The 25962-nt window shown below is 63.0% G+C and carries 29 protein-coding genes; 10 read left to right on the forward strand and 19 right to left on the reverse strand.

Annotated elements, in window-relative coordinates:
• Positions 1–4: 4 nt before the first annotated feature.
• The 3 genes from C8J33_RS08965 to C8J33_RS08975 all read right to left on the reverse strand — a co-directional run bounded on the left by C8J33_RS08965 (position 5) and on the right by C8J33_RS08975 (position 2004).
• Entirely contained in the window at positions 5–205 is a 201-nt protein-coding gene (locus tag C8J33_RS08965) for a hypothetical protein (protein ID WP_132663786.1), read from the reverse strand.
• A gap of 196 nt (positions 206–401) precedes the next feature.
• Complete coding sequence (locus tag C8J33_RS08970; protein ID WP_110733415.1) at positions 402–1658, reverse strand: NAD(P)/FAD-dependent oxidoreductase; 1257 nt, start codon at positions 1656–1658, stop codon at positions 402–404.
• Between the two features lie 178 nt (positions 1659–1836).
• The gene (locus C8J33_RS08975; protein WP_092935997.1) at positions 1837–2004 is read right to left on the reverse strand and encodes a DUF1328 domain-containing protein; all 168 of its coding nucleotides are present in this window, start codon (positions 2002–2004) and stop codon (positions 1837–1839) included.
• Positions 2005–2347: 343 nt separating this feature from the next.
• On the opposite strand from C8J33_RS08975, the gene C8J33_RS08980 reads away from it, so the two are divergent.
• Positions 2348–2548, forward strand: a complete 201-nt coding sequence (locus C8J33_RS08980) for a hypothetical protein (protein ID WP_110799964.1) — start codon at positions 2348–2350, stop codon at positions 2546–2548.
• Positions 2549–2677: 129 nt separating this feature from the next.
• Here the strand turns inward: C8J33_RS08980 and C8J33_RS08985 are convergent, their stop codons facing one another.
• Positions 2678–3628 (reverse strand): PRC-barrel domain-containing protein, encoded by a 951-nt coding sequence (locus tag C8J33_RS08985; protein WP_132663788.1) that lies wholly within the window; start codon positions 3626–3628, stop codon positions 2678–2680.
• A 463-nt stretch (positions 3629–4091) separates the two neighbouring features.
• On the opposite strand from C8J33_RS08985, the gene C8J33_RS08990 reads away from it, so the two are divergent.
• Both C8J33_RS08990 and C8J33_RS08995 read left to right on the forward strand, forming a co-directional pair.
• Positions 4092–4247 (forward strand): DUF3309 family protein, encoded by a 156-nt coding sequence (locus C8J33_RS08990; RefSeq protein WP_082477169.1) that lies wholly within the window; start codon positions 4092–4094, stop codon positions 4245–4247.
• Positions 4248–4302: 55 nt separating this feature from the next.
• Positions 4303–4551 carry a glycine zipper domain-containing protein gene (locus C8J33_RS08995; RefSeq protein ID WP_132663790.1) on the forward strand — a complete coding sequence of 83 codons (249 nt, stop codon included), beginning with the start codon at positions 4303–4305 and terminating at the stop codon, positions 4549–4551.
• A gap of 85 nt (positions 4552–4636) precedes the next feature.
• Here C8J33_RS08995 and C8J33_RS09000 read toward each other — a convergent pair whose 3' ends face one another.
• A complete protein-coding gene (locus C8J33_RS09000) occupies positions 4637–4822 on the reverse strand; it encodes a NepR family anti-sigma factor (protein ID WP_132663792.1) in 186 nt (61 codons plus the stop codon).
• A 213-nt stretch (positions 4823–5035) separates the two neighbouring features.
• Between C8J33_RS09000 and C8J33_RS09005 the strand changes: the two genes are divergently transcribed.
• The gene (locus C8J33_RS09005) at positions 5036–5839 is read left to right on the forward strand and encodes a response regulator (protein ID WP_132663794.1); all 804 of its coding nucleotides are present in this window, start codon (positions 5036–5038) and stop codon (positions 5837–5839) included.
• A gap of 8 nt (positions 5840–5847) precedes the next feature.
• On the opposite strand, the gene C8J33_RS09010 is transcribed toward C8J33_RS09005, so the two are convergent.
• Together C8J33_RS09010 and C8J33_RS27020 are read right to left on the reverse strand one after the other, a co-directional pair.
• The gene (locus C8J33_RS09010; protein WP_132663796.1) at positions 5848–6975 is read right to left on the reverse strand and encodes an AI-2E family transporter; all 1128 of its coding nucleotides are present in this window, start codon (positions 6973–6975) and stop codon (positions 5848–5850) included.
• 218 nt (positions 6976–7193) lie between these two features.
• The gene (locus tag C8J33_RS27020; protein WP_092932282.1) at positions 7194–7364 is read right to left on the reverse strand and encodes a hypothetical protein; all 171 of its coding nucleotides are present in this window, start codon (positions 7362–7364) and stop codon (positions 7194–7196) included.
• 149 nt (positions 7365–7513) lie between these two features.
• Here C8J33_RS27020 and C8J33_RS09015 point away from each other — a divergent pair, with 149 nt between their 5' ends.
• Positions 7514–7897, forward strand: coding sequence for a hypothetical protein (locus C8J33_RS09015; RefSeq protein WP_132663798.1), 384 nt, complete (start codon positions 7514–7516; stop codon positions 7895–7897).
• Positions 7898–7939: 42 nt separating this feature from the next.
• On the opposite strand, the gene C8J33_RS09020 is transcribed toward C8J33_RS09015, so the two are convergent.
• The 9 genes from C8J33_RS09020 to C8J33_RS09060 all read right to left on the reverse strand — a co-directional run bounded on the left by C8J33_RS09020 (position 7940) and on the right by C8J33_RS09060 (position 16531).
• Positions 7940–8284 carry a RidA family protein gene (locus C8J33_RS09020; RefSeq protein ID WP_092932278.1) on the reverse strand — a complete coding sequence of 115 codons (345 nt, stop codon included), beginning with the start codon at positions 8282–8284 and terminating at the stop codon, positions 7940–7942.
• Between the two features lie 115 nt (positions 8285–8399).
• Positions 8400–9767, reverse strand: a complete 1368-nt coding sequence (locus tag C8J33_RS09025) for a sensor histidine kinase (RefSeq protein ID WP_132663800.1) — start codon at positions 9765–9767, stop codon at positions 8400–8402.
• Positions 9764–10438, reverse strand: coding sequence for a response regulator transcription factor (locus tag C8J33_RS09030; protein WP_132446295.1), 675 nt, complete (start codon positions 10436–10438; stop codon positions 9764–9766). The genes C8J33_RS09025 and C8J33_RS09030 overlap by 4 nt, the downstream gene beginning before the upstream one ends.
• Before the next feature lie 84 nt (positions 10439–10522).
• The gene (locus C8J33_RS09035; RefSeq protein ID WP_165929767.1) at positions 10523–10825 is read right to left on the reverse strand and encodes a PepSY domain-containing protein; all 303 of its coding nucleotides are present in this window, start codon (positions 10823–10825) and stop codon (positions 10523–10525) included.
• A 77-nt stretch (positions 10826–10902) separates the two neighbouring features.
• Positions 10903–11895: a peptide ABC transporter ATP-binding protein gene (locus C8J33_RS09040; protein ID WP_132446291.1), complete on the reverse strand. Its 993-nt coding sequence runs from the start codon at positions 11893–11895 to the stop codon at positions 10903–10905.
• A complete protein-coding gene (locus C8J33_RS09045) occupies positions 11892–12908 on the reverse strand; it encodes an ABC transporter ATP-binding protein (RefSeq protein WP_110726883.1) in 1017 nt (338 codons plus the stop codon). The genes C8J33_RS09040 and C8J33_RS09045 overlap by 4 nt, the downstream gene beginning before the upstream one ends.
• Complete coding sequence (locus C8J33_RS09050; RefSeq protein ID WP_110799974.1) at positions 12908–13834, reverse strand: ABC transporter permease subunit; 927 nt, start codon at positions 13832–13834, stop codon at positions 12908–12910. The genes C8J33_RS09045 and C8J33_RS09050 overlap by 1 nt, the downstream gene beginning before the upstream one ends.
• Before the next feature lie 12 nt (positions 13835–13846).
• Complete coding sequence (locus C8J33_RS09055) at positions 13847–14851, reverse strand: ABC transporter permease subunit (RefSeq protein WP_110799975.1); 1005 nt, start codon at positions 14849–14851, stop codon at positions 13847–13849.
• An 84-nt stretch (positions 14852–14935) separates the two neighbouring features.
• Entirely contained in the window at positions 14936–16531 is a 1596-nt protein-coding gene (locus tag C8J33_RS09060) for an ABC transporter substrate-binding protein (RefSeq protein WP_110799976.1), read from the reverse strand.
• Positions 16532–17017: 486 nt separating this feature from the next.
• Between C8J33_RS09060 and C8J33_RS09065 the strand changes: the two genes are divergently transcribed.
• Both C8J33_RS09065 and C8J33_RS09070 read left to right on the forward strand, forming a co-directional pair.
• Positions 17018–17644 (forward strand): helix-turn-helix domain-containing protein, encoded by a 627-nt coding sequence (locus tag C8J33_RS09065; protein WP_132446287.1) that lies wholly within the window; start codon positions 17018–17020, stop codon positions 17642–17644.
• 76 nt (positions 17645–17720) lie between these two features.
• Positions 17721–18116, forward strand: coding sequence for a response regulator (locus tag C8J33_RS09070; protein ID WP_132446285.1), 396 nt, complete (start codon positions 17721–17723; stop codon positions 18114–18116).
• A gap of 74 nt (positions 18117–18190) precedes the next feature.
• Here the strand turns inward: C8J33_RS09070 and rirA are convergent, their stop codons facing one another.
• Positions 18191–18670, reverse strand: a complete 480-nt coding sequence (gene rirA / locus C8J33_RS09075; RefSeq protein ID WP_132663804.1) for an iron-responsive transcriptional regulator RirA — start codon at positions 18668–18670, stop codon at positions 18191–18193.
• A gap of 177 nt (positions 18671–18847) precedes the next feature.
• Positions 18848–20344 carry a CoA-acylating methylmalonate-semialdehyde dehydrogenase gene (locus C8J33_RS09080; protein WP_132663806.1) on the reverse strand — a complete coding sequence of 499 codons (1497 nt, stop codon included), beginning with the start codon at positions 20342–20344 and terminating at the stop codon, positions 18848–18850.
• A gap of 119 nt (positions 20345–20463) precedes the next feature.
• Here C8J33_RS09080 and C8J33_RS09085 point away from each other — a divergent pair, with 119 nt between their 5' ends.
• Positions 20464–21345, forward strand: a complete 882-nt coding sequence (locus C8J33_RS09085; RefSeq protein ID WP_132446281.1) for a LysR family transcriptional regulator — start codon at positions 20464–20466, stop codon at positions 21343–21345.
• 299 nt (positions 21346–21644) lie between these two features.
• Here the strand turns inward: C8J33_RS09085 and C8J33_RS09090 are convergent, their stop codons facing one another.
• Positions 21645–23030, reverse strand: coding sequence for a formimidoylglutamate deiminase (locus C8J33_RS09090; protein ID WP_132663808.1), 1386 nt, complete (start codon positions 23028–23030; stop codon positions 21645–21647).
• A gap of 114 nt (positions 23031–23144) precedes the next feature.
• Between C8J33_RS09090 and hutI the strand changes: the two genes are divergently transcribed.
• Together hutI and hutH are read left to right on the forward strand one after the other, a co-directional pair.
• Positions 23145–24386 carry an imidazolonepropionase gene (gene hutI, locus C8J33_RS09095; protein ID WP_132664512.1) on the forward strand — a complete coding sequence of 414 codons (1242 nt, stop codon included), beginning with the start codon at positions 23145–23147 and terminating at the stop codon, positions 24384–24386.
• Between the two features lie 40 nt (positions 24387–24426).
• Positions 24427–25962, forward strand: coding sequence for a histidine ammonia-lyase (hutH, locus tag C8J33_RS09100; RefSeq protein WP_132663810.1), 1536 nt, complete (start codon positions 24427–24429; stop codon positions 25960–25962).

Raw genomic sequence — 25962 nt, forward strand, 5'->3', positions numbered from 1 at the left:
TCTATCAGTGAACGCGGTCGGCCATGGCCTCGCGGGTCGCGGCGATGTGGGCGGTGACGGCCTGATGCGCTGTGGCGGGATCGGCATAGACCTCGCCATCCAGCGGCCAGACGTGGAATTTGACGGCCATGAAGCGTAAGCCGTGCGCGTGCGGCATCAAGGTGCCGACGGCTTCGCCGGCAATCTCAACGATCTGTTTTTGCATGTCTATCTCCCGCCGCCGTGCCCCGGCAATCCCTCTCGTAGCGGCCACGACAGCCTGTCATGGCGGCCACGACGGTCTGTCGTGTGCAGCGACGGGGAAACGGCAGCAGAGGCCTATCGTTCCGTGTCCGACATCAAACAAACTTGTCCGCATTGCGAGGTCGTTTGATGGGACCGGGCGTTGCGAAGGTGTGGGCTCAGGCGACGAAGCGTTCCGGACGATAGGGGCCGAGATCGACGATGGTCGTGCGTTCGCCGGTCATCTTTTCGGCCAGCGCACGGCCGGTGACGGGGCCGAGGGTCATGCCGTGATGGGCGTGGCCGAAGGCAAACCACAGGCCTTCATGCCGCGGTGCCTTGCCGATGATAGGCATCATGTCCGGGGTGCAGGGCCGCGCACCCATCCACGGCTCCTCGTCGCGGCGCTCGGCGAGCGGGAAGAAGTCGCGGGCGACGCGCTCGGCACGGGCGAGCTGCACCGGCGTCTTCGGCGCATCGCGGGTCGCGAACTCGGCGCCGGTCGTGAGTCGGATTCCACGCAGCATGGGTGCGAGGAAGTATCCCTTCTCGGCGTCGAGCACCCAGTTGTTCAACCGTTCGCCCTCCTGCGTGCCGTAATGCATATGGTAGCCACGCTTGACCGCGAGCGGGTAGCGGTAACCCAGCTTGCGGGTGACGGTGTCCGCCCAGGGACCGAGGGCGACGACGACCTCCGCCGCCTCGATCGGTCCATCCGGCGAGGCGATGCGCCAGCCGGGGCCTTCCAGAACGTGCTCGAGTGTTGCGGCATCGCCAGCGACCAGGCGCCCGCCGAGGGACTGGAAATAGGTGAGGTAGGCCTTGTTCAGGCTATGGGGATCGCGGATCGACCACGGATCGGTCCACCGCAGACCGCCGGCAAGGTCGATGCGGATCGAGGGTTCTAGTGCCTTGACGTCGCTCGGCGACAGCTTCTGGTGATTGACGCCGAAGCCGGCCGACAGGCGCTCGGCCTCCTTATAGGCAGCATCGCGGGCGGCATCCGTGCGGAAAACCTTCATCCAGCCATCGCGCTGAATGAGGTTGTCGGCACCGGATGCCTTGATGAGGTCGGCATGTTCGGTGATCGAGTTCTCGATCAGCGGCGCATAGAGCCTTGCGATATGCTGGTGCTGGGTAAAGCCTGAATTCCACCAGTAGCGCACCAGAAACGGCACCAGACCCGGCAGGGCCTTCAGGTGGTAATGCGCGTCGATCGTGTTGTTCAGGGCATAGCGGAACAGGGCGCCGAAATCATGCGGGAAGCCGTAGGGCACGACGCCCTCGCGCTGGATGAGGCCGGCATTGCCGAAGGAGGTCTCCTCCCCTGCCCCGCGGCGATCGACGAGCAGAACCGATTTTCCGCGCCGTGCCAGATGGATCGCCGTGGACAGGCCGACAATCCCCGCACCCAGAACCGCCACATCCGTCTTCATCGTGCTCAACTCCATGTTCCCAGCGCGTCGCGTCTTCGTGCCTATGTCAGCATTTTCCAGACGTTCCGCAACAGGTCTGATCAGGAATTCGCTGTTCGGGGCGCTCTCCGCACAACGAAAAAGGGAGTGGCGAACCACTCCCTTTCCAATGCCATGCGTACGTCGTTTCTGACAAATCTCAGGTGCGGCGACGCATCAAGCTTGCGACGAGCGAGATGACGAGGAAGGCAAGAAACAGGAAGAACAGGATCTGCGCAATACCGGCAGATGCGCCCGCAATGCCGCCGAAACCGAGAACACCTGCGATGATAGCAACAACGAGAAAAACAAGTGCGTAGTACAACATGGTTTCTTTCTCCGATGAACTCATGCTCACTAACGCATCACAATATCGTTTGTTCCCTCAGTGCGTGCAATGCGAAGACGGCCGGCAGGCTTGATGTGATGGCTGCGCGGTACGAGGCCGGAGGTAACAGCTGGAAAAATCGGGATCTTCTAGCGGCGCATTCGCCCCTTCGTCGCGGCCACAAAGCGTCTCCCCGCCAACCCCTGCGGAGCAACGACCTTTAAGTATTCATTTACCATAACGGGAGCGCTGGTTCATTTTGACACGACGTTGCCACAGGATTGGCGGAACTTCACCGTGCACGAGGCGTTGAGTTCACGATTCATTGAGGCGAGACACCAACATGACCGTATCGAACGCACATATCTGGAAGTCCGTTGCGGCCTCGGCGCGGCCTGCATCGCGGTCGAGCGAGAAGAACCTTCACATCGGCCAAACGCTGAAGGATCTCTACTTCAACGGTCAGATGCCGGCGACGGATGGGCGGTTCGAGCAGTTGCTGGATGCGCTGGATTCGTCGGAAGACCGCAGCGAGCGGCATTGATTTTTATTCAACAGACATCGTGAGGGCGGCCCGGTGGGTCGCCTTTTTTTGTTGTCTGGAAATGGGTGATGACAACCGGCGAACATGGAAAAAGGCGGCTGATCGCTCAGCCGCCTAGTCCTCATACGATCAGGGCTTCGGGTTGGCGAGCACGATGCTGCCGGGGTTGGCCTTGTAGGCGGCGGCGTCGTAGGCGGGCTGGGTTTCCAGCTGCTCCTTGGTGTAGGGCGAATAGATCGTCATCGCGCCCTTGGCATCAGCCATCACCTGAATATTGGCGGCACTCATCGCCACCGGCTTCTGCGCGATGCCGAGAAAGCCGCCGACGTCGATAATATAGGCTTCGAGCTTGCCGTCCTTCGCCAAGATCACATCGCCGACCTCGCCGATCTTCGTGTCGTCGGCCACTTTCACCGGCGTGCCGATCAGCTTGTCGGCCGACAGCATGGCGGCATCGACCGGCTTCAGCTCATCAGTGGGCTCGGTGGTCGCTGCGTCGGGCGCCAGATCCGGATCGGTCATCTCCGGTGTGGTACCGGTCTGCGGAACGGTCGGTTCGGCGCCGGCGGCATCCAGTGGGACTTCCGTATTCTCCGGCGTTGCAAGCGGCTTGGCCGCGGTGTCCGTGGATGCTGCAGGCGTCGTCGCCGCGGTATCCTTGGTAACGGCACCATCCATGACAGCCTTGCGCTGGAAGGCGGGCGCGGCTTCCAGATCCTGCTTGGTCATGGAGACCACGAGGATCTTGGCGCCATCACGCTCCGACCACGAGGCGCGATCGAAATTGACGGCCACATCCTTTTCGCCGATGCCGAGGAAGCCGCCGACACCGACGACGAGCGCTTCGGTGGCGCCGGCCGCGTTGATCACGACATCCTTGACCTCGCCGATCGCTTCGCCCTCCTCGTCAACGCCCGTATAGACCGTCTTGCCGATGACGTTGGACGCGAGCATATCGTCGCCTGCTGCGGCAGCTGCAACAGGGGCGGAAGCTGCGGGTGCTGCCGGCGTCTGCTGCGCCAGTGCGGTACCGGCGAGAGCGGCAGCAAGAACTGTGCTTGCCAGAAGGGTTTTCAGCATCGGATTGCTCCTTAAAACGTGAGACGATGAGACAGAATTGAATAAAGGGCTGGGGCTACGAGATGCGTGCGACGCCTTGTCGGCATGCGCGGTCTCGGAATGTATTCTGGAACAGAGAAAACATGTGGGAGGCGAAACGCAGCTTGATGCGCGTGCCGGCGGCCGTCATGGCCGACTTCGTGTTGCGGAGATGATGGCATCACCCCTTTGGTGACGCTGGATACGTCGCTGATTCCGCGCCGGTTACCTGCCACACCACACACTATCCCTTTATCCACACAGCCCCTACAACGTAGGCAGGGCAGGATTTGTTCCCACGGCGAGGCCGCAGTCTGCGCTGGAGGCATGTCGGTGAACGGCTCCCGGACGCGGGCATCAAACTGGTATGATCAGTGCTTGGAACAAAAGGGAGAGACGCGCGTTGTAGCTCCGCATTCCGAATGAACCCAAAGAGGAACCGCCAATGCTCGGCACCATTCTCGTGATCGTCCTTGTACTCCTGCTCATCGGCGCTCTGCCGACGTGGGGCCACAGCCGCAGCTGGGGCTACGGACCTTCCGGTGGCTTGGGGCTGGTGGTCGTTATCCTTCTTGTGTTGGTCCTTATGGGACGCATATAAAACCTCGGCTTTCCCAGAGGGCCATCCACACCAAGTTGAACCGGAGGATATCACCATGAAAAAAGCTCTTCTCGTCGTCGCCCTGATCATGCCGCTCGCAGCCTGCACCCAGACGGAACGCGGCGCCGGCATCGGCGCCGCATCGGGCGCCATCATCGGCGGCGTGGCAACGGGCAATGTCCGTGGCGCAGCGATCGGCGCTGGCGTTGGCGGCCTTGCTGGCGCGCTGATCGGTCAGGCAAACGAACCGGGCCGCTGCATCTACCGCGACCGCAACGGCCGCCGCTACACGGCATCCTGCTGATCGGATCTTTCGGTCATAGACTGAAACGGAAAAACGGGCCTCGGCCCGTTTTTTTGTGTCGCTACTCTGAGGCTTCGCTCTTTCGTCAGCCCTTGCGCGCATCCTCGACGCTGTCGAGTTGCTGCAGGAGATCGAGAAACGCATCGGGAAGCGGTTCCCGCTCCACGGCACTGTAGAGGGCTCTCAGTTTCGAGACGATCTGGCTGTTCGGGTCCATGGTCTCCGCATGTTGCAGGACCGCGCGAGGTTTGGGGTTGGTCATATCCGCCATGATGTCAGGTCCGTTTCGTCCGAAGTCCGATCGCGCTCGTCCCGGTGCGGCCTGTCGGCATCCTCAAATTGATCACGTCGCCCTCATGCTTTGTAATTCTTGCCGATCAAACTTTCCACACGACGGGAAACATGGTCAAACGTCCCTGTTTCGACTCGTCGAACGATCTAACTTTGTCCGGTTTCGGCGCCAATATATCGAAGGACGTCTTTCATGTCACTTTCCATGCGGATCGCCGCACACCTTCCCTATGTCCGCCGCTTCTCCCGCGCCATCACGGGCTCGCAGACGTCGGGCGATGCCTATGTCGCGGCCGTCCTCGAAGCGTTGATTGCCAATATCGACCTGTTCCCCAAAACGTCGAGCGACCGGGTCAGCGTCTTCAAACTCTATTGCTCGCTGTTCGATACGATCACCATCAAGATCGACGAAGAGGCGGTGAACTCGCCTTATGCCTGGGAAAAGCGGGCCGCCGCCAATCTGGCGCGGATCTCGCCCGATGCGCGCAAGGCGTTTCTGCTCGTCTCCGTCGAAGGCTTCAACCCGGATGAGACCGCGGAAATCCTGAGCGTTACGCCGGATGCCGTGGCCGGACTGATTCAGCAGGCGTCGACGGACATTGCCCGTCAGGTCGTGACCGACATCCTCATCATCGAGGACGAGCCGCTGATCGCCATGGATATCGAGGATATGGTGCGCAGCCTCGGCCACGGCGTGGCCGGCATCGCCCGCACGCATAGCGAGGCGGTCGAGCTGTTCAAGCGGACATCGCCGAAGATGGTTCTGGCCGACATCCAGCTTGCGGATGGCAGCTCGGGTATCGATGCGGTGAACGAGATTCTCTCGACGGCGACCGTACCGGTGATCTTCATCACCGCGTTTCCGGAGCGCCTGCTGACGGGCGAAAAGCCGGAACCGGCCTTCCTCGTCACCAAGCCGTTCAACCCCGATATGGTGAAGGCGCTGATCAGCCAGGCGCTGTTCTTCAACGAGAACGCCCCTGCCGGCGAGGCCTGAGAGGCTCATCAGCCCGGCAGCTGGCGTTCCGGCGGCCGGGTGCGGACCTCGTTGAAGATGGTGAGACCGATGAGCGCGAGCGGCATGGCCAGCATCGCGCCGACGGCACCCCACATCCATGTCCAGAAAATGATGGCGATGAAGATCAGGAACGGATTGATCTCCAGGCGATGGCCAAGAATCGCCGGTGTCACCAGATTTTCCATGACCAGATGCAGCAGGAAGAAGCAGGCAGCCGGCAACAGTGCCATGATCATGCTGTCATGCGTCATCAGGCCGGCGCAGGTGAGCGCGATGGTCATGGCGGTAACGCCGAGATAGGGAATGAAGCTCGAAACGAAGGCGAAGAGACCCCAGAGAACCGCGCCCGAGAGTCCGCCAACAAAGGCAATGAGCGCCGTGATCGTGCCGAGCGAAATATAGATCAGGCTGGCGGTGGAGAAATAGAAACCGACCGCACTCTCCGTGGCGTTCATGACGCGGATGGCCGTCAGGCGGCGCTCATGCGTAGCGAAGGCAAGGATGATGGTCTTGCGCAGATGCGCGCGGCCGATGAGGAACAGGCCGAGGGCTGCGAGGAAGATCAGCGTCTGCACGAAGGCGGGCGTCAGGCCCGTAGCGACCAGCCCCAGCATGGAACCGGCATTGGCCATGACCATGTCCGAGATCGCCTTCTCATTCGCGCCGTTGATGGCACGTTTCACCCATTCGAACCGCTCGAAGAAGGGTAGAAACCGCTGGACCGCATCTTCCATCATCGCTGGCGCCTTGGCGGTCAGCGTGGAGATCGGCTCGATCAAGGCATTGACGAGGAAAAAGACCAGCACCACGAAGACAATGCCGAAGAACAGGCCGCCGAGCATGGGCGGTAGGCCGAAGCGCGAGAGCCTGTCGGCCGCGACACCCAGCACCATACCGACGACAATTGCTAGCGTGACGGGCATCAGGATGGATTCGAGCGTGTAAATGACGCCGGACATCAGGATGACGAATGTGCCGACGATGCTCCAGGCGACGACAAGATCGAGGCCGGTCTTAGGATCGGCCAGTGCCGTCGCCTCGGACGGCGGCGGGTTTTCGATGTGCGCTTTCTTCTTGGCCTTGAACAAGGCCCGCTCCGGTATGGCAGAATTCATCTTTGACCTCCACTCGCAATGAGCGCGGGCCGAAAGCTGCCGCGGTATCTTGCCTGACGCCCCACATTTACGGTCTTGCGATGCTCAACGAGCATGAGCTGATAGCCGGGACGTCCGTCAATCCGGATACGGGAGAAAAGTTCCCGTAACGCTCTGAAGGCCCACCATTTTCCACCAAAAATGGTGTTTTTCAGCGGGCGCTTTTACATTCGGCAGGATCAGTACTTTTCCGGCGGAAAGATCCGCAGGGTCAGCGAGAAGAGGCCGAGACCAAGGAGAACGACCAGCAGCGTGTTCGCCACGTCGTCGGATGTTGCGGAGACGACGCCGACGGCAAGTGCGGCGCAGACGAGCAGGATCAGGCCGAGCCTGGGCAGCCAGTAAAGCATGGGGGGCGTCCTTCGATGTGTGGAAACGTTAATTCTGGCCTAACAACGGCCCGATTTGCCAAATTGTTCCCAAGCTTTCGCGAAGCTTGTGATCCGGGACATTTCCGGCGGCGTACGTCTCGACGAACAAAGAACCGAGAGCGCGCGCCATGCACAGATTCCTCCTCTCCATCAGCCTGTTGTTGGCCTCCGGCAGCACCGCAGCCTTTGCGGCCGGCATGACCGAGGCCGACATCCGCGACAAGATCATCGGGCGTACGATCTATCTCGAAGCGCCGATGGGCGGAGAGTTTCCGCTGAACTACCGGACGTCGGGCGTGGTGGATGGGGATGGCAAGGCGCTTGGGATCGGCAAGCTGATCCAGCCGAGCGACACCGGCAAATGGTGGATCGCCGACGACAAGCTCTGCCAGCAGTTCACCACCTGGTACAAGGGCGCGAAAATGTGCTTCGACCTGACCGCAACCGGCGGCGACAAGGTGAAGTGGGTGCGCGACAATGGCGAGAGCGGCATGGCGCGGATCGGCAACTAGGGGCGGAACCGGGCGACGGTGTCGCCGCCCGGCGTTCGCACCTTAAAGGGCGGCGATGACGATGACTTCGACCAGGTATTCCGGGGTCGCGAGCTTTGCTTCGCCCGTGGCGCGCGCCGGCGTGTTGCCCTGCGGTGCCCACTTGTCCCAGACGGCATTCATCTTCGGGAAGTCGGCCATGTCGGCCAGCCAGATGGTGGCGTTGAGGATGCGGGTTTTATCGGTGCCGGCCTGTTCCAGCAGGCGATCGACGGAAGCCAGCGCCTGGCTCGTCTGGGTTGCGACGTCGTCGCCGGCATTGCCGACCTGGCCGGCGAGATAGACCGTGCCGTTGTGAACGACGGCCTGGCTCATGCGCGGGCCGGTCTCGAAGCGTGTGATATCCATGGTGAAATTCCTATTGCTCGAATGCGTTGACGCCGAAGCGCAGACGCATCGGGGCTTACAGGAGAACAGGCCTCAGGAAAACCTTCCGGCTGAAAAGTTCATCGCGCTCCCGCGTTTAAAGCGACGCAGGTGACGGGGGGAATTCGAGCCGCACGCGCGTCCCCTCCCCGGGCCGCGAATCCACCGTCAGCGCGGCGTCGTGCAGTTCGGCGATGCGCTCCACGATCTTCAGACCGACGCCGAGCGCGTCCGAGCTCTTGATCCGCCCACTGTCGAGGATGTGGCTGGGAGAGCGGCCGAAGCCGGGGCCGTCGTCGGCCACTTCCAGAAGTCCGGTTTCCGCCGTCCGCACCGAGATGCGCGTCCCCTTCGGCGTGTGCTTGACCGCGTTCTCGACGAGGTTGCTGATGGTGTTTTCGACCAGTGCCGGCACAGCGCGGATCTCGCCGCCGCCCTCCTCCACGAATTCGAGCGTGCGGCCGCTGTTGAAGACGAAGGGCGCGAGCTGGGCGACGACATCGCTCGCAAGCCCCGCCAGTGACACCGGCTTGAACGAGGCGGCATCGACCACGTCGAGCCGGGCGAGCGAGGTCAGCTGCTCCAGCATATGGGTCAGTGCCTCCAGGTCCTTTTCGGCCTTGCGCGCGCGGGGGTCGTCGATCCGCTCCAGTTCCATGCGGACGACGGCGACGGGCGTGCGGATTTCGTGGGCGATCGATGTGGAGAATATTTTTTGCGCCTGGATCAAGTCTGCCACCCGCACCAAGAGCCGGTTGACCGCATTGGCGAAGTTGGCGATCTCGCGCGGCATGCCCTCGGTCGAGAGCGGGCTGAAGGCCGCACGCGGATCGATGGCGTCTGCCGCCTTGCCGGCTTCCACTACCGGCTTCAGCGCGCGCCGGACGGAAAGAATGGTGGCGCCGGCAACGAGGCCGAACATCAGCGGCATGGGGATGATCAGATGATCCCGCAACTCGTGCAGCAGTACGCTGGTGACGAACCCATGGGGATCGCGCAGGACCGCAAGCTCGACGAACACCTCCTGTGTCCCGAACCGGAACGAGCGCCCACCGGCGACGCTGAGCGGCTTTCCGGGCGCGATCTCGCGCTGCCAGAAGGTCGGCGGGTTGATTTCGATCGGCAGGAAGTGGCGCTGGCAGAGCGCCTCGCAGTTGGAAAACAGGACTTCGCCGGCGGAGGTGCGGACCCGGACGAAGATGTCGCCGTCGGTCTCATCCTCGCGCATCGTGTAGCGTTCGGCGAGCGCCGGCGGCATCTGGAAGGAGATGCGGTCCTTGGCGACGACGATGCCTTCGGCCAGCGTTTCCGCCTCCTGCCCGATGAGAAAGCCGCCGAGATCGGCATCGTTCGACCAGTATTCGGCCAGCACGATGCCGAACTCCAGCATCATCGCGAGCACCGTGAAGGTGACGATGCGTAGCGAGACGATGCCGATCAGGGAGCGATCCCGCACGGCGTTCATGGCGCGGCCTGCAGCATGTAGCCGACGCCCCGCACGGTCACGAGATCGGCGCCGGTCTCGAACGGCAGCAGCTTCTTGCGCAGGCGCGACACGGCAAGCTCCAGCGCGTTGGCGGTCATCTCCTCGCCGAATTCCGACAGCGCCAGTTCCAGCTTGCGCTTCTGCACCACCCGGCCGGCATCGCGCATCAGCAGTTCGGCCAGCGCCCGCTCGCGCGGCGGCAGCGCGACGATGGTGCTGCTGCAGGACAGCTCAGCCATGGCAGGATCGTAGCGCAGATGGCCGCATTCGAGCACCGGCTGCAACGATGTCGGGCTGCGGCGCAGCATGGCGCGGCAGCGCGCCAGGAACTCGCGGTGGTGGAACGGCTTGACGAGGTAATCGTCTGCGCCCGCATCCAGCCCCTCGATCCGCTCCTCGATCGACCCACGCGCCGTGATGACGAGGACCGGCAGGTCCTTGTAGGTCTTGCGGATCTGGCGCAGCAGTTCGAGCCCATTGCCATCCGGCAGGCCGAGATCGAGGAGGATGAGGTCATGCTCGCGCAGCGTCAGCGTCACCGTGGCGTCGGCGATCGTCGTCACGACATCGAGCCGCCAGCCGGCCTCGCGGACGGTTTCGCCCAGAAGCTCGGCGAGCCGGGGACTGTCTTCAACCAGCAGCAGCCGCATGCATCTGTCTCACATGTTGGAAAAGCGGATCTGGAAACACGCCGACCGTATCAGCTTTCGCAGCCGACGACAGCGCCTCCCGCATCATCGTTGCGGGCCGTTGCTCATGGAGGCCGCGACGACGTCGCCGGTCATCGGGTCCATGACGACATCGGCCTGCAAGTGGCGCACCGTCAGTGCCTCGATCTCGTAGCAGGAGCCGATGACAATGATATGCCGGATATCGGGATAGCCAGCGGCCACGGCCTTGCGGGAGATCGCCTCGCGGCTCATCCAGTGCGCCTGCGGTTCCCGCGTACAATCCGCCTTCGGGCCACCAGCGAGCGCCGTGCCCGCGGGAAATGCGAGAGGTAGAAGAGGAAGCACAAGACGGAGCAGGCGGCGCATCGGCAATCTCCAGGGGCGGGCCATTGGAGATATGCCGATGTCTTGCCGTCATCCGCCTGTCAGAAGCCGATCGAACGTCAACCTGCCGGGACGGAAGGCGGGGCGTCATCAAGCGGGTGGTAGCACGCGAAGCGATGATCGACCGGACCGTCGAGCGCCGGCATCTTTTCGCGACAGAGATCCGTCGCACGCCAGCAGCGCGGGTTGAACGGACAGCCGCTCGGGGGATTGAGCGGCGACGGCAGCTCGCCCTGCAGCTGGATGCGCTGGCGCTTGCCTTCCGGATTGGCGACCGGGGTCGCTGACAGGAGCGCCGCGGTATAGGGATGCTGCGGGTTCGTGAACACGCTTTCCGCCGTCCCCGTTTCCACCGGGCGGCCGAGATACATGACCATGATGTCGTCTGCGATATGGCGCACCACGGAAAGGCCGTGCGAGATGAAGAGGTAGGCCAGGCCCATCTCCTTCTGCAGGTCCATCAACAGGTTCAGCACCTGCGCCTGGATCGACAGGTCGAGCGCGGACACCGGTTCGTCCAGCACCAGCACCTTCGGCCGTAGCATCAGGGCGCGCGCAATGGCGATGCGCTGGCGCTGGCCACCGGAGAACATATGCGGGTAGCGATCGTAATGCTCCGGCCGCAAGCCGACCTTGCGCATCATCTCCTCCACCTTAGCCCGCCGCGTGGCTGCGTCGTCGGTGGTATTGATCTTCAACGGCTCTTCCAGAAGGGACCCGACCTTCTGGCGCGGATTGAGCGAGCCATAGGGGTTCTGGAAGACGATCTGCACGAGGCTGCGCAGCGAGGCATCGCCGACGCGGGCCGGCTTGCCGTCGATCAGCAGTTCGCCACCGCTCGGATCCTCGATCATGGTGACGAGGCGGGCGAGCGTGGACTTGCCGCAGCCGCTTTCGCCGACCACTGCCAGCGTGCGGCCGGAGTGGAGCGAGAAGGATACGCCGTTCAACGCCCGCACGGTCGCCGCCGGTTTGAACATGCCGCGGGAGACGGAATAGAAGCGCTGGAGGTCGTGGCCTTCGAGGACGGGTCTGGATGCGGTCTCGCTCATCGCGTGCCCTCCCCTGCAAGCTCGACGGTCATCGTCGGGTGGTTCTGCGGAATGCCGTCGATCAGCGGATAGTTGCACAGCGCGCGGCCGAGCTCGGGGCCCTGCCGCATAACGGAGCGCGAACAGAGATCGGTGGCGAAGGCGCAGCGCGGCGAGAACAGACAGCCTTGCGGGCGATCATGCTGGCCCGGCACGACGCCGAGAATGGAGGGCAGACGCTCGCCGATCTGCGCGCGTTCGGGAAGAGACGCGAGAAGGGCCGCCGTATAGGGGTGATGCGGATCGCGGAAGAGCGCCTTGACCGGCTGCTCCTCGACCTTCTGGCCGGCATATTGCACCTGCACACGCTCGGCGGTTTCCGCGACCACGCCCATATCATGGGTGATCAGCACCAGCGCCATGCCGTTTTCCTTTTGCAGGCGAACGAGCAGGTCGAGGATCTGGGCCTGGATGGTCACGTCGAGCGCCGTCGTCGGCTCGTCCGCGATGAGGAGCTTCGGATTGCAGGAGAGTGCCATGGCGATCATGACGCGCTGGCTCATGCCGCCCGACATCTGGTGCGGGAAGTTCGACAGGCGGTCTTCCGGCGAGGGAATACCGACGAGCTTCAGGAGTTCGATCGAGCGGGCGCGGCGCGCGGCGCGGTCGAGGCCCATGTGGATGCGCAGGCTTTCGCCCAGCTGAAAGCCGACCGTGAAGCACGGATTGAGGCTCGACATCGGCTCCTGGAAGATCATCGCCATGTCCTTGCCGATGATCTTGCGCCGGTTGCGGGGCGAAAGCTTCAGCAGGTCCTGGCCGTTGAAGGCCATGCGGTCGGCGGTGATCTTCGCCGTCCAGGGCAGAAGGCCCATGACGGCAAGCATGGAGACGGACTTGCCGGAGCCGCTTTCGCCGACGATCGACAGGATTTCCCCGGTGTCGCAGGTGAGCGAGACGCCATCCACCGCGCGGAAGGTGCCGGTGGAGGTCTGGAACTCGACGGTGAGGTTCTGGATATCGAGAAGCGGCATCAGGACCTCTTCAGTTTGGGATCGAGCGCATCGCGCAGGCCGTCGCCCATCAGGTTGATGGCAAGCACGGTGATGAGGATGGCAAGGCCGGGGAAGGTGACGACCCACCAGGCGCGCTGGATGAATTCGCGCGCTTCGGCAAGCATCGTGCCCCATTCCGGCGTCGGCGGTTGAGCGCCCATGCCGAGGAAGCCCAGCGCCGCGGCGTCCAGAATGGCGGCGGAGAAGGCGAGTGTCGCCTGCACGATCAGCGGCGCCAGACAGTTCGGCAGGATGGTGACGAACATGATGCGCAGCGTGCCGGCACCGGCAACCTGGCTACCGATGACGTAGTCCTTGTTGCGCTCCGTCATGACGGAGGCGCGCGTCAGGCGCACGAAATGCGGCAGGTTGACGAGTGCGATGGCGATCATGGCGTTGACGAGGCCTGGGCCGAGCACGGCGACGAGGACCAGCGCGAGCAGCAGCGACGGGAATGCGAGGATGATATCCATCAGCCGCATGATGATGGTGTCGGTGGTGCCGCGGAAGAAGCCGGCGACGAGGCCGATCAGTACGCCCGCGACCACCGAGAGGGTGACGACGATGAGGCCGACGAACAGCGAGAAGCGCGCGCCGTACATCAGACGGGTCAGGATATCGCGGCCGACAGGATCGGTGCCGAGAAGATACTCGGCGCGGCCGCCTTCGGCAAAGACCGGCGGCAGCAGCAGGACGTCACGGTTCTGGATGATCGGATCATGGGCGGTCAGCAGCGGCGCGAAGATCGCCATCAGCAGGATGATCACGAAGATGCCGAGCCCGAGCACGGCGCCGCGATTGCTGGAAAAGTAGAACCAGAACTCGGCAAAGCCGGAGGGCGGCGCCGACGGGGTGGCGGCGGCTGCCGCTGCGGGGGATACGGATTTGGTTTCGACAGATGACATCGGTCGCGTCTCCTATCGCCGGATGCGGGGATTCGCCCAACCGTAGAGAAGGTCGACGATCAGATTGACGAACATGATCACGAGCGTGATCATCATGAGGCCGCCCTGCACGACGGCATAGTCGCGCTTGAACACGCTATCGACCATCCACTTGCCGATGCCCGGCCAGGAGAAGATGCTCTCGGTCAGGATCGCGCCGCCGAGCAGCACGCCGATCTGCAGGCCGATGGTGGTGATAACGGGGATCATGGCATTGCGCAGCGCGTGGACGCCGATGATGCGGAAGGGCGACATGCCCTTGGAGCGGGCGGTGCGGACATAGTCTTCGCTCAGCACTTCGAGCATGGCGGACCTTGTCTGGCGCGCGATGACGGCGAGTGGAATGGTGGCGAGCACGATCGTCGGCAGGATCATATGGCTGACGGCGGAGCCGAACGCGCCCTTCTGGCCGGACAGCAGACTATCGATCAGCATGAAGCCGGTGACGGGCGGGAAGAAATAGAGGAACGAGATGCGGCCCGAGACGGGCGTCCAGCCGAGCGTTCCCGAGAAGAAGATGATGAGCAGCAGGCCCCACCAGAAGATCGGCATGGAATAGCCGACGAGCGCCGTGCCCATGATGGTCTGGTCGAGCCAGGTGCCGCGCTTGACCGCCGCCACCACGCCTGCCGGGATCCCAAGACAGACCGCGAGGATGATGGCACAGATCGCAAGCTCCATGGTCGCCGGAAACAGCGTCATGAAATCATCGATAACAGGGCGCTTGGAGATGATGGAGCGTCCGAAATCGCCCTGCAGCAGGCCGGTGAGATAGTCGAAATACTGGACGTACATCGGCCGGTCGAGGCCAAGCTCCGCCATGATCTGCGCATGCCGTTCCGGCGCCATGACGCGCTCGCCGGAGAGCAGCATGACGGGATCGCCGGGAAGCAGGCGGATGAAGGAGAAGGCGATGATGGAAACCCCGACGAAGGTCGGGATGAGGACGGCGAGCCGCCCGAAAATGAAGCGCAGCATGAGCGTTCCGTAAGATTGCAAAACCGGCGGCCCGATAGGTATCGGACCGCCGGAGACACCGCGGATGCGGCAGACGTGGCGATGTTACTCGGCGATATCAACGCCGTCGAAGCGGTGGATGCCGAGCGGATCCTGGACGTAGCCCGAGACCTTCTTGTTCATCGGCATGAAGACCAGGGAATGGTCGATCGTGTTCCAGGGCGCTTCCTTCTTGAAGACGAGCTGGGCCTGCTGGTAGAGCTTGGTACGCTCCGCCTGGTCCGGCGTCAGCTTGGCCTTCTTGACGAGATCGTCGAACTCCTTGTTGCACCACTGTGCACGATTGTTGCCGCCAACCGCGGTGCAGCCGAGCAGCGTGTCCAGGAAGTTGTCCGGATCGCCATTGTCGCCGGTCCAGCCGAGGATGACCGCGCCGTCGCGGGCCTTGTCGGAGGAGAGTTTCAGGTATTCGGCCCATTCGTAGGAGACGATTTCGACCTCGACGCCAATCTTGGCAAGGTCGGCCTGCATGAGTTCGGCCGCACGGCGGGCGTTCAGCATGTAGGGACGCGACACGGGCATGGCCCAGATCTTCATCTTGAGGTTGGAGACGCCGGCGGCCTCGAGCGCCTTCTTGGCGGCTTCCGGATCGTACTTGTCGTCCTCGACGGCGTCGTTATAGGACCACATCGTCGGCGGGATCGGGTTCTTGGCAACGGTCGCGGCGCCCTGGAAGACGGCATCGACGATCGCCTGCTTGTTGACGGCCATGTTGAGCGCCTTGCGCACTTCCGGCTTGTCGAACGGTGCAACCAGCGTGTTGTAGGCGAGGTAGGAGACGTTCAGGCCTTCTTCCTTGAGGACCGTCAGGTTCTCATCCTTCTGCAGCTCGGAAACGTCGGCTGCATTCGGATACGGCATGATGTGGCATTCGCCGGCCTTCAGCTTCTGCGCACGCACGGCGGCATCCGTCGTGATGGCGAAGACGAGGTCGTCGATCTTCTGCTTGCCGCCCCAGTAGTCGGGGTTGGCCTTGTAGCGGATGGCAGCGTCGGCCTGATAGGCGACAAAGGTGTAGGGACCGGTGCCGAGCGGCTGCTGGTTCATCATCTCCATCTTGCCGTCGGCCTGCAGCTTGTCGGCATATTCTTTGGAATAGATGGAGGCGAAGTCCATGCCGAGGTTGGCGAGGAACGGCGCCTCGGACTTGTTGAGAACGAACTTGACGGTGAGGTCATCGACCTTCTCGATGGACTTGATCAGCTCGGGAAAGCCCATGCCGCTGAAGTATTCGTAGGTCGCGCCGGCGACATACTTGTTCCACGGATTATCGGCCTTGTACTGGCGCTCGAACGAGAAGATGACGTCGTCGGCATTCAGCTCGCGGGTCGGCGTGAAGAAGTCGGTGGTCTGGAACTTGACGCCCGGGCGCAGCTTGAAGGTATATTCGGTCCCGTCAGCCGACATTTCCCAGCTCTCGGCCAGGCCCGGCTCGATTTCCGTGCTGCCTTTCTTGAACTCGACAAGACGGTTGTAGACCGTGCGCGAGGAGGCATCGAACGTGGTGCCCGCCGTGTAGAGCGCGGAGTCGAAACCTTCGGGCGAGCCCTCGGAGCAATAAACCAGCGTCTTCGACCAGGCACTGCCGGCCATCAGCGTCACGACAGCCGTCGCCGCGAGAAGAGTAGAGAGCTTTTTCATCACCGTTTTCCCAGTTTTCTTGTGTTCTCTTGAAACATTCTTATTCGCAAATGATCCGGATCGCAGCCGCAACCGGTCAGACCGGAAAGGAACGACATTTGCTGCGGCAATGCAATAACCCGCTCCATTCTTTTGTCCAGTTGGAAAATTTATCCAAGATATAAGACATCTACGCTACGTCATTCCGGATTTCCGACCTTGCGATGCGCGCGCTTTGCTGTCCGAGCCCTGTCGTCCGTGGAAAGGGTCGGCGTGCCACGCGAGCGACCGCTTCATGTCCGGAAGGCGCACGGCGTTTCCCATTTCGAGCGGGTTTCACCTTTTTTAGGGGAGTTGCCAAGCGCGAATTGCCCGCTAAGCTAGTATTCCGGGAGCCAGGGGGGCATCATCGACGTGGGCGCGTTGCTGGAAAGTTGCAGACGCTACGATTTTCAAAAGGATCTTGAGAAAGCGCTCAACCGCGTCGATTTCTTCCGGATTTTCCACATGCTGGCACTTGGTGCCGGGTTCGATCACTTCGGCGTGTTGCAGCTCGGCCAGGAGGCCGAACCTGCTCTTCTGACCACGCGACTGGTGCTGCACGACCTGCCGCCCGGGCTGACGGAGGAGTATGACCGGCGCTACAGGCTTTCCGATTGCCTGCTTCTCAAGAGCCTCCACGCGTCCACCGTGCCCTCCGTATGGTCGGCATCCAAGGACGATGCGGCGACCTCGAATGCCGGAACGGATTTCCTGGCGCAGATCGGCTTCGACCTCGTGGCCTGCGTACCTGTCCACAGCATCGTCGGCACGCGCTATGTCGTGCTCTATTTCGGGGATAACGACGACATCGATCGTACCTGCCACGTCGAGCTCTGTTACAACTCGATCACGGCGTTCGACTATTTCTATCGGTTCGTGCTGGCAACGCGGGCGGGAATGGGGCTGACGGCGCGGGAGACGGAAATTCTCCGGTGGATTTCACATGGAAAGACGGCGAGCGAAATTGCCCTCATCGTCTCGGTTTCCGAACACACGATCAACTCGCATACGGCGACGATCCTGAAAAAACTGGATGTCGTCAATCGGACGCAAATGGTTGCCAAGGCCATCAGGGAACAAATTATCCAATGATCGTATTTGGGGCGATCGAGCCCCGAAAGATATAAAACGACAATTATTTTAGATATTTATAGATAACGGAACATTCATGTCGATGCCCACACCTGTCCAAATTCTTCTGATCGACGACGAACCCGCCGAGCATGTGATCCTCCGGCGGCTGATGAGCAAGGTTCAGGCCTTCGCCATCCAGCTGCATTACTGCGAGACGATCGAAGCCGCCCTGCCCCTGCTCGAGCGGGGCACGCCCGTATCCATGGTGCTGGTCGACAACCGGCTTCCGCCGCATGGCGACTTCCGCGATACGGTGCCGCAGATCCGCCAGAAGGGCTTCATCGGCCCCGTCGGCGTCATCTCCGGCTCGCTGGACGACGCGTATTTCCAGTCGTTCCAGGAATTCGGCGTCGATTTCCGCCTCGACAAGGCGGAGCTCGACCCAACCGCCATCGAATTTCTGCTGCAGGAATATCTCGTGAAGTCCTGAAACGAAAACGACGCGTCTGCTGGAGACGCGTCGTTCCTTACTCGACGTGTGCCGGTCTTCCGGAGAGGCTGCCCTCAGGCAGCCGTCTGGGGCTGTGCCGCCGGAGCGACGTAGGGAAGCGGGTCGATGCCGAGCAGGAAGTTGATCTGCGGGCGTGACTTGACCAGATCGTCGATCGAATATTGCGAAAGCACGTCGAAGAAAGCGTTCAGCGCCTTGCGCAAGGCCGTGTTCAGGCCGCAGCTATCGACCAGCGGGCAATCCACTTCGCCAGCATCGAAGCATTCCGCCATCAAGAAGCTGTCTTCCGTCACCTTGACGACATCGAACAGCGTGATCTGCGAAGCGGGCTTGGGCAGGCGCACGCCGCCATTGCGACCGCGAACCGTTTCCACGAGGCCGGCCTTGTTCAGCGGCTGGAGAATCTTGAACAGAAACAGCTCGGACACGCCATAGGCCCTGGCGATTTCCGGGATGCGGCTCAGATGCCCTTCGTTTGCAGCACAATACATCAGGATGCGAACGGCATAATTGGTCTGCTTGGTCAGGCGCATTCTTCACTCCGATGCTCGGACGCAGGCGAATCCCAGATCGCCACTTCCCTGTCGTTCCTACATATAGAACGCCTGCCAGTTTGGAACAATTCCAAAAAGAAGAAATGTCGAGAAAGATGCTCATGAAAAAAGGGCCCCTTGCGAGGGCCCTTTCACGACAGTCACAAAAGACGGAAATTACTTCATCGTCGGCATGACGAATTCGGCGCCGTCCTTGATGCCGGAAGGCCAGCGGCTGGTGATCGTCTTGGTGCGCGTCCAGAACTTGATCGAGTCCGTGCCGTGCTGGTTGAGGTCGCCGAAGGACGAAGACTTCCAGCCGCCGAAGGAGTGGTAGGCGAGCGGAACGGGGATCGGAACGTTGACGCCGACCATGCCGATGTTGATGCGGGAGGCGAAGTCGCGGGCCGCATCGCCATCGCGGGTGTAGATCGCGACGCCATTGCCGTATTCGTGCTTCATCGGCAGATCGAGCGCTTCCTCGTAGGTCTTGGCGCGGACGACGGAGAGGACGGGGCCGAAGATCTCGGTCTTGTAGATGTCCATATCCGGCGTGACGTTGTCGAACAGGCAGCCACCGACGAAATATCCGTCCTCATAACCCTGCAGCGTGAAGCCGCGGCCATCGACGACGAGATTGGCACCGGCTTCCACGCCCTTGTCGATCAGGCCGAGAATGCGGTCGCGCGCTTCCTTGGTGACGACGGGGCCGAGGTCGGCCTTGTCGTCGGTATAGGGGCCGATGCGCAGGCTCTCGACCATGGGCGTCAGCTTCTCGATCAGCCGGTTGGCGGTTTCCTCACCGACGGGAACGGCAACGGAGATCGCCATGCAGCGCTCGCCGGCCGAGCCGTAGCCGGCGCCCATCAGGGCATTCGCAGCCTGGTCGAGATCGGCATCCGGCATGATGATCATGTGGTTCTTGGCGCCGCCGAAGCACTGGGCGCGCTTGCCGTTCATGGCCGCGGTGCCATAGACGTAGCGGGCAATCGGCGTGGAACCGACGAAGGAGACGGCGGAGATATCGGGATGCGTCAGGATCGCATCGACCGCGCCCTTGTCGCCATTGACGACGTTGAGGATGCCGGCGGGCAGGCCTGCCTCGATCATCAGTTCGGCGAGGCGGATCGGCACGGACGGATCGCGCTCGGACGGCTTCAGAATGAAGGCATTGCCGCAGGCGATGGCCGGGGCGAACATCCACATCGGGATCATGCCCGGGAAGTTGAACGGCGTGATGCCGGCGCCGATGCCGACCGGCTGGCGGATCGAGTACATATCGATGTTCGGGCCGGCGCCTTCGGTGAACTCGCTCTTCGACAGATGCGGGATGCCGATGACGAATTCGCAGACTTCGAGACCGCGGACGATATCGCCCTTGGCATCGTCGATGGTCTTGCCATGTTCACGCGAAAGCAGTTCCGCAAGCTCGTTCATGTTGTCGTTCAGGAGCTGGACGAACTTCATGAACACGCGGGCGCGGCGCTGCGGGTTGGTGGCAGCCCATTTCGGTTGTGCGGCCTTGGCGTTCTCGACGGCTGCTGCCAGTTCCGCGTCGCTGGCCAGCGCCACCGTGCCCTGCACTTCGCCCGTTGCCGGATTGAAGATATTGCTCGTGCGGCCGCTGGTGCCGGCAACCGTCTTGCCGCCGATGAAATGACCGATCTCGTACATGGCTGTCTCCTCCAGATTGTCGTTGCTGTTGGCGAGACGATCGCACTACAGTCTACACAAATCAACGTGCGAAATTCAGGAACAGTTGTGCAGAAATCGACACAAGATAGGCTGACACCGTGAACTGGGACGATGTGCGGATGTTTCTCGCCGTCGCCCGAACGGGGCAGATCCTCTCGGCATCCAAGCGGGTGGGCGTCAACCATGCGACGCTCAGCCGACGGGTGACGGCGCTGGAGGAGGCGCTGAAGACCCGGCTGCTCGTTCGCCGGACCAATGGCTGCGAGTTGACGGCGGAGGGCGAGGTGTTCTTTCACGCCGCCGAGCGGATGGAGACGGAGATGCTGGCGGCGCAGGCGCATGTCGGCCGGGTCGATACGGCGGTCGCCGGCACCGTGCGGATCGGAGCGCCGGACGGTTTCGGCGTGTCGTTCCTCGCGCCGCGTCTCGGGCGGCTTACGGCCCGCTTTCCGGCCCTGCGCATTCAGCTGGTGCCGGTGCCCCGCTCCTTCTCGCTGTCACAGCGAGAGGCAGATATCGCCATCACGCTCGAACGGCCGGAACAGGGTCGGCTCGTCTCGTCCAAGCTCACCGATTACACCCTCGGCATCTATGCGTCCGACGCCTATCTACAGGAGAACGGCACGCCCGAGAGCATCGAGGCGCTGAAGCGGCATCGGCGGATCGGCTATGTCGAGGATCTTCTCTGGACGGCCTCGCTCGACTTTACCGGCGAGGTGATGCGCAACTGGGATGCGGGCTTCGAGATTTCGAGTGCAACGGGGCAGACGGAGGCGGTGCGATCCGGCGCCGGCATCGGCATCCTACACAATTACATCGCGCGCCAGCATGGCGAATTATGCCGTATCCTGCCCGATGCGACGATCCGGCGGGCCTACTGGACGACCTATCACGAGAGCGCGCGGGACCTGCTGCGCGTGCGGACCGTGGTCGATTTCCTGCAGGAACTCGTCGCTGCAGAGCATGCGATCTTCATCTGAGGGGTTCGGGGATCAGCGGAGGCGGAATCAGCGGAGAAAGACGATCATCATGGCAATTCCGACCGTGCCGGCCGGAATTGCCAGATTAGCTTCGCACGTCATGCACTTCATCCACCATTGTTTTCGAGCTGCGCATCATGCGCCTCGGTTCTCCATCGAACAGGACGACTTTAGCGGCGCAAACGTGAACGGGATCTTAACACGGCCCTCTCCGGCGTGCAGCGCGACGTGAAAGGTTAATACCTGTTTAACGCGCTGCCGTGATATCTCGGGAGGACGCCCCGATCTTTATGCGGGTTCTACGCCGAGAGTTCTTTCATCACTCGCCGGAATCGATCCGAGATCCGGTCGCGCGCATGATGGCGCCCTGACGTCACCTGCCGCTTGCCGGCGACCCAGACGCTGTCCGGCCGGGTGCCGTTGGCAAACAGCCAGGCATCGAGCACGGCATCGTGGCGCGCGCCGCTATCGGGCATCGACAGCGAAACCATATCGGCTGGAGCACCCGCCACGAGCCCGAGCGGAGAGGCCGCACCGAGCGCGATGGCGCCGCCGGCCGCCGCAGCATCGAACAGGGCGCGTCCCGTCGATTGGTCGGCTGCCGCCATGACGTTGCGGGAGCGGTGCAGGAGGCGCTGGGAATATTCGAGCTGCCGCAGTTCGTCGGGCAGGCCGATCAGGATGTTGCTGTCCGAGCCGATGCCGAAACGGCCGCCAGCCGCACCGAAGACGGTAGCATTGAACGTGCCGTCGCCGAGATTGGCCTCGGTGATCGGGCAAAGGCCGGCAATCGCGCCGCTCTTCGCCATGCGCTTCGTCTCGTCATCGGTCATATGCGTCGCATGGATGAGGCACCAGCGCGGATCGAGCCCGACATGGTCGAGGAGCCATTCGACCGGGCGCGCGCCGGACCAGGCGATGCAGTCCTCCACCTCCTTCACCTGTTCGGCGACATGGATATGGATCGGCCCCTCCCCGGCCATGGCGACCACCGCCGCGATCTCCTCCGGCGTTGCCGCACGCAGGCTGTGCGGGGCAACGCCGACGCGCGACGCGGGCAGGCCGGCCACTGCCGCGCGGCACCCCTCCAGCAGGCGGGCGAAGCTGTCGAGCGTATTGATGAAGCGTCGCTGACCTTCGCTCGACGCCGCACCGCCGAACGTGGAATGGGCGTAAAACACCGGCAGAAGTGTCAGGCCGATCCCCGTTTCGGATGCGGCAGCCGCGATGCGCACGGCCATCTCGGCGATATCGGCATAGGGGCTGCCATCGATCGCGTGGTGCAGGTAGTGAAACTCGCCGACGCGGGAGAAGCCCTGTTCGAGCATTTCCATGTAAAGCTGGGCCGCGACCGCCTCCACCTGCTCGGGCGTCATCGTCAGCGCGAAGCGATACATGACGGTGCGCCAGCTCCAGAAGCTGTCGGCGCCAGGGCCGCGCACTTCGGCCAGCCCCGCCATGCCGCGCTGGAAGGCGTGACTGTGAAGGTTCGGCATGCCGGGGAGAAGGACGGCGTGGCGCTCCTCGCCGGCATGCGGCTTTGCATCGGCTTCGACGGATACAATGCGCCCGTCGGCAAGCGAGATCCGGATATCGTCATGCCAGCCGTCCGGCAGGAGGGCCGATGCCGCCAAGATCGTGTCCGTCTTTCCCGTTACCTGTCCCGTCACTGCCTGGCTTTCCATCGTCCTGCTCCCGATATTGGCCGCGCCGCAGCTTCAGAATGAGGCTTGCGCTCCGTTACCATTTGTATATACATAATGACGAGCGAAGGAAAGGCGGGAAAAGCGATGTCTTCCATGAAGTCCCCATCGGCAGTGTCGGGCATCTCGGCCTGCGACACGCTCTGGCACAACGCCCAGCTTGCCACGCTCGACCCCACCTTGCCCGGCCTTGGTCTCATCGAACAGGGTGCGATTGCCGTTTCGAATGGCCGGATCGTCTATGCCGGGCCGGAAGCGGATCTTCCTTTTCCACGTGAGGCTGCCGGCCATCTCGTCGACTGCGGCGGGCGGCTGATCACGCCGGGGCTGATCGATTGCCATACGCACCTCGTCCATGCCGGCGACCGGGCGAACGAATTCGAGATGCGTCTGGCCGGCGCAACGTACGAAGAGGTTGCGCGTGCCGGCGGCGGCATCGTCTCCTCCGTGCGCGCACTTAGAGAAGCGAGCGAGGACGATCTCGTGGCGCAGTCCCTGCCTCGCCTCGATGCGCTGATGGCCGAGGGTGTGACGACCGTCGAGATCAAGTCTGGCTACGGGCTAGATCTTGACCATGAACGCAAGACGCTACAGGCCGCGCGCCGGCTCGGCGCGCTTCGCGACGTCACCGTGCGCACGACCTTTCTCGGCGCCCATGCCCTGCCGCCCGAGTTCAAGGGTGACAGCGCGGGCTATATCGCCAAAGTTGCCGACGAGATGCTGCCGGCGCTTGCTGCGGATGGCCTTGCCGATGCGGTGGATGGGTTCTGCGAAGGGATCGCTTTTTCGCCGGACGAGATGCGGCGCGTGTTCGATGCGGCAAAGGCCCATGGCCTGCCGGTCAAGCTGCATGCGGATCAGCTTTCCAACCTGCATGGCGCAGCCCTTGCTGCCGAATATAGCGCTCTGTCGGCCGATCATCTGGAATATACCGATGCGGCCGGGGCGCAGGCGATGGCGGCGAGCGGCACGGTGGCCGTCATCCTTCCCGGCGCCTTCTACTTCATCCGCGAAACGAAGAAGCCGCCGATCGACCTCTTCCGGCAGGCCGGCGTCGCGATGGCGATCGCCACCGACAACAATCCGGGCACATCGCCGTTGACCTCCCTGCTCCTGACCATGAACATGGCCGCGACCCTCTTCGGCATGACCGTGACCGAGTGCATCGCCGGCGTGACGCGGGAGGCGGCACGCGCGTTGGGGCTGGTCGACGAGGTGGGAACGCTGGAGGTTGGCAAGCGGGCCGATCTCGCCATCTGGTCGGTGGCCCGCCCCGCCGAACTCGTCTACCGCATGGGGTTCAACCCGCTCCATGCCCGCATCTACAACGGACACTGATGGCGCGGGCCAAGCCCCGCCAGACCTTTAGGACTTTGCCATGACGCTTGTTCTGCAGCCGGGCTCCGTGCCCCTTTCCACCCTCGAAACGCTCTATTGGACCGGCGAGCCCGCCCGGCTCGATCCCTCCTTCGATGCCGGCATCGAGAAGGCTGCGGCGCGCATCGCGGAGATCGCCGGTGGCAATGCTCCCGTCTACGGCATCAATACCGGCTTCGGGAAACTGGCGAGCATCCGCATCGATGCCGCCGATGTCGCGACGCTTCAGCGCAACCTCATCCTATCGCATTGCTGCGGCGTCGGCGAGCCGCTGGCCGACAACATCGTTCGGCTGATCATGGCGTTGAAGCTCGTTTCGCTCGGCCGCGGCGCTTCGGGCGTGCGGCTGGCGCTGGTGCGGCTGATCGAGGCCATGCTGGAAAAGGGCGTTATTCCCGTCATCCCCGAAAAGGGCTCCGTCGGCGCATCCGGCGATCTCGCGCCGCTCGCCCATATGGCGGCGGTGATGATGGGCGAAGGCGAGGCCTTCTTCGAGGGCGCACGGCTCGACGGGCGCACCGCGCTGGAGCGGGCCGGCCTTGCCCCCGTCATTCTCGCAGCCAAGGAAGGGCTGGCGCTCATCAACGGCACGCAGGTATCGACAGCACTGGCGCTCGCCGGCCTCTTCCGGGCGCATCGTGCGGCGCAGTCGGCGCTGATCACCGGCGCGCTTTCGACCGATGCGGCCATGGGCTCTTCGGCACCGTTCCATCCCGATATCCATACCCTGCGCGGCCATCGGGGCCAGATCGATGCGGCGGCGGCACTTCGCGGCCTGCTTGCGGGCTCGGTGATCCGCGAAAGCCATATCGAGGGTGACGAGCGCGTGCAGGACCCCTATTGCATCCGCTGCCAGCCCCAGGTGGACGGCGCCTGCCTCGACCTGTTGCGCTCCGTCGCCCGCACGCTGGAGATCGAAGCCAATGCGGTGACCGACAATCCGCTCGTGCTCTCCGACAACTCCGTCGTCTCCGGCGGCAATTTCCATGCCGAGCCCGTGGCGTTTGCCGCCGACCAGATCGCTCTTGCGGTCTGCGAGATCGGGGCCATCGCCCAGCGGCGCATCGCGCTTCTGGTCGATCCCGCCCTCTCCTACGGCCTGCCGGCCTTCCTCGCGAAAACGCCGGGGCTGAACTCCGGCCTGATGATCGCCGAGGTGACGTCCGCGGCGTTGATGAGCGAGAACAAGCAGATGTCGCACCCGGCCTCCGTCGATTCGACGCCCACCTCCGCCAATCAGGAGGACCATGTGTCCATGGCCTGCCACGGCGCACGCCGGCTGCTGCAGATGACGGACAATCTCTTCTCCATCATCGGCATCGAGGCGCTGACGGCGGCACAAGGCATCGATTTCCGTGCTCCGCTGGTGTCGAGCCCGGAGCTGTCCAACGTCATCGCCGCCATCCGCACCGTCGTGGCGACGCTCGAAACCGACCGCTACATGGCGACCGACCTCAAGGCTGCGCGCGACATCGTGGCCGATGGCCGGTTGAACGCTGCGGTATCCCACGGCATCCTGCCGGTTCTGGAGGCCTGA

Origin of the sequence: Rhizobium sp. PP-CC-3G-465, assembly GCF_004343445.1 — a bacterium.
GTDB lineage: Bacteria > Pseudomonadota > Alphaproteobacteria > Rhizobiales > Rhizobiaceae > Ferranicluibacter > Ferranicluibacter rubi.

Coding starts and splice junctions, on each gene's coding strand:
- C8J33_RS08995 (WP_132663790.1), top strand. CDS start 4,303: ATGAAAAAAGCTCTTCTCGTCGTCGCCCTGATCATGCCGCTCGCAGCC.
- C8J33_RS08985 (WP_132663788.1), bottom strand. CDS start 3,628: ATGCTGAAAACCCTTCTGGCAAGCACAGTTCTTGCTGCCGCTCTCGCC.
- rirA (WP_132663804.1), bottom strand. CDS start 18,670: ATGCGCCTGACCAAGCAGACCAATTATGCCGTTCGCATCCTGATGTAT.
- C8J33_RS08975 (WP_092935997.1), bottom strand. CDS start 2,004: ATGTTGTACTACGCACTTGTTTTTCTCGTTGTTGCTATCATCGCAGGT.
- C8J33_RS08990 (WP_082477169.1), top strand. CDS start 4,092: ATGCTCGGCACCATTCTCGTGATCGTCCTTGTACTCCTGCTCATCGGC.
- C8J33_RS09010 (WP_132663796.1), bottom strand. CDS start 6,975: ATGAATTCTGCCATACCGGAGCGGGCCTTGTTCAAGGCCAAGAAGAAA.
- C8J33_RS27020 (WP_092932282.1), bottom strand. CDS start 7,364: ATGCTTTACTGGCTGCCCAGGCTCGGCCTGATCCTGCTCGTCTGCGCC.
- C8J33_RS09050 (WP_110799974.1), bottom strand. CDS start 13,834: ATGTCATCTGTCGAAACCAAATCCGTATCCCCCGCAGCGGCAGCCGCC.
- C8J33_RS08980 (WP_110799964.1), top strand. CDS start 2,348: ATGACCGTATCGAACGCACATATCTGGAAGTCCGTTGCGGCCTCGGCG.
- C8J33_RS09040 (WP_132446291.1), bottom strand. CDS start 11,895: ATGAGCGAGACCGCATCCAGACCCGTCCTCGAAGGCCACGACCTCCAG.
- C8J33_RS09020 (WP_092932278.1), bottom strand. CDS start 8,284: ATGGATATCACACGCTTCGAGACCGGCCCGCGCATGAGCCAGGCCGTC.
- C8J33_RS08970 (WP_110733415.1), bottom strand. CDS start 1,658: ATGAAGACGGATGTGGCGGTTCTGGGTGCGGGGATTGTCGGCCTGTCC.
- C8J33_RS09030 (WP_132446295.1), bottom strand. CDS start 10,438: ATGCGGCTGCTGCTGGTTGAAGACAGTCCCCGGCTCGCCGAGCTTCTG.
- C8J33_RS09000 (WP_132663792.1), bottom strand. CDS start 4,822: ATGGCGGATATGACCAACCCCAAACCTCGCGCGGTCCTGCAACATGCG.
- C8J33_RS09065 (WP_132446287.1), top strand. CDS start 17,018: ATGCTGGCACTTGGTGCCGGGTTCGATCACTTCGGCGTGTTGCAGCTC.
- C8J33_RS09090 (WP_132663808.1), bottom strand. CDS start 23,030: ATGGAAAGCCAGGCAGTGACGGGACAGGTAACGGGAAAGACGGACACG.
- C8J33_RS09035 (WP_165929767.1), bottom strand. CDS start 10,825: ATGCGCCGCCTGCTCCGTCTTGTGCTTCCTCTTCTACCTCTCGCATTT.
- C8J33_RS09015 (WP_132663798.1), top strand. CDS start 7,514: ATGCACAGATTCCTCCTCTCCATCAGCCTGTTGTTGGCCTCCGGCAGC.
- C8J33_RS09080 (WP_132663806.1), bottom strand. CDS start 20,344: ATGTACGAGATCGGTCATTTCATCGGCGGCAAGACGGTTGCCGGCACC.
- C8J33_RS09060 (WP_110799976.1), bottom strand. CDS start 16,531: ATGAAAAAGCTCTCTACTCTTCTCGCGGCGACGGCTGTCGTGACGCTG.
- C8J33_RS09025 (WP_132663800.1), bottom strand. CDS start 9,767: ATGAACGCCGTGCGGGATCGCTCCCTGATCGGCATCGTCTCGCTACGC.
- C8J33_RS09055 (WP_110799975.1), bottom strand. CDS start 14,851: ATGCTGCGCTTCATTTTCGGGCGGCTCGCCGTCCTCATCCCGACCTTC.
- C8J33_RS08965 (WP_132663786.1), bottom strand. CDS start 205: ATGCAAAAACAGATCGTTGAGATTGCCGGCGAAGCCGTCGGCACCTTG.
- hutH (WP_132663810.1), top strand. CDS start 24,427: ATGACGCTTGTTCTGCAGCCGGGCTCCGTGCCCCTTTCCACCCTCGAA.
- C8J33_RS09045 (WP_110726883.1), bottom strand. CDS start 12,908: ATGCCGCTTCTCGATATCCAGAACCTCACCGTCGAGTTCCAGACCTCC.
- C8J33_RS09005 (WP_132663794.1), top strand. CDS start 5,036: ATGTCACTTTCCATGCGGATCGCCGCACACCTTCCCTATGTCCGCCGC.
- C8J33_RS09070 (WP_132446285.1), top strand. CDS start 17,721: ATGTCGATGCCCACACCTGTCCAAATTCTTCTGATCGACGACGAACCC.
- hutI (WP_132664512.1), top strand. CDS start 23,145: ATGAAGTCCCCATCGGCAGTGTCGGGCATCTCGGCCTGCGACACGCTC.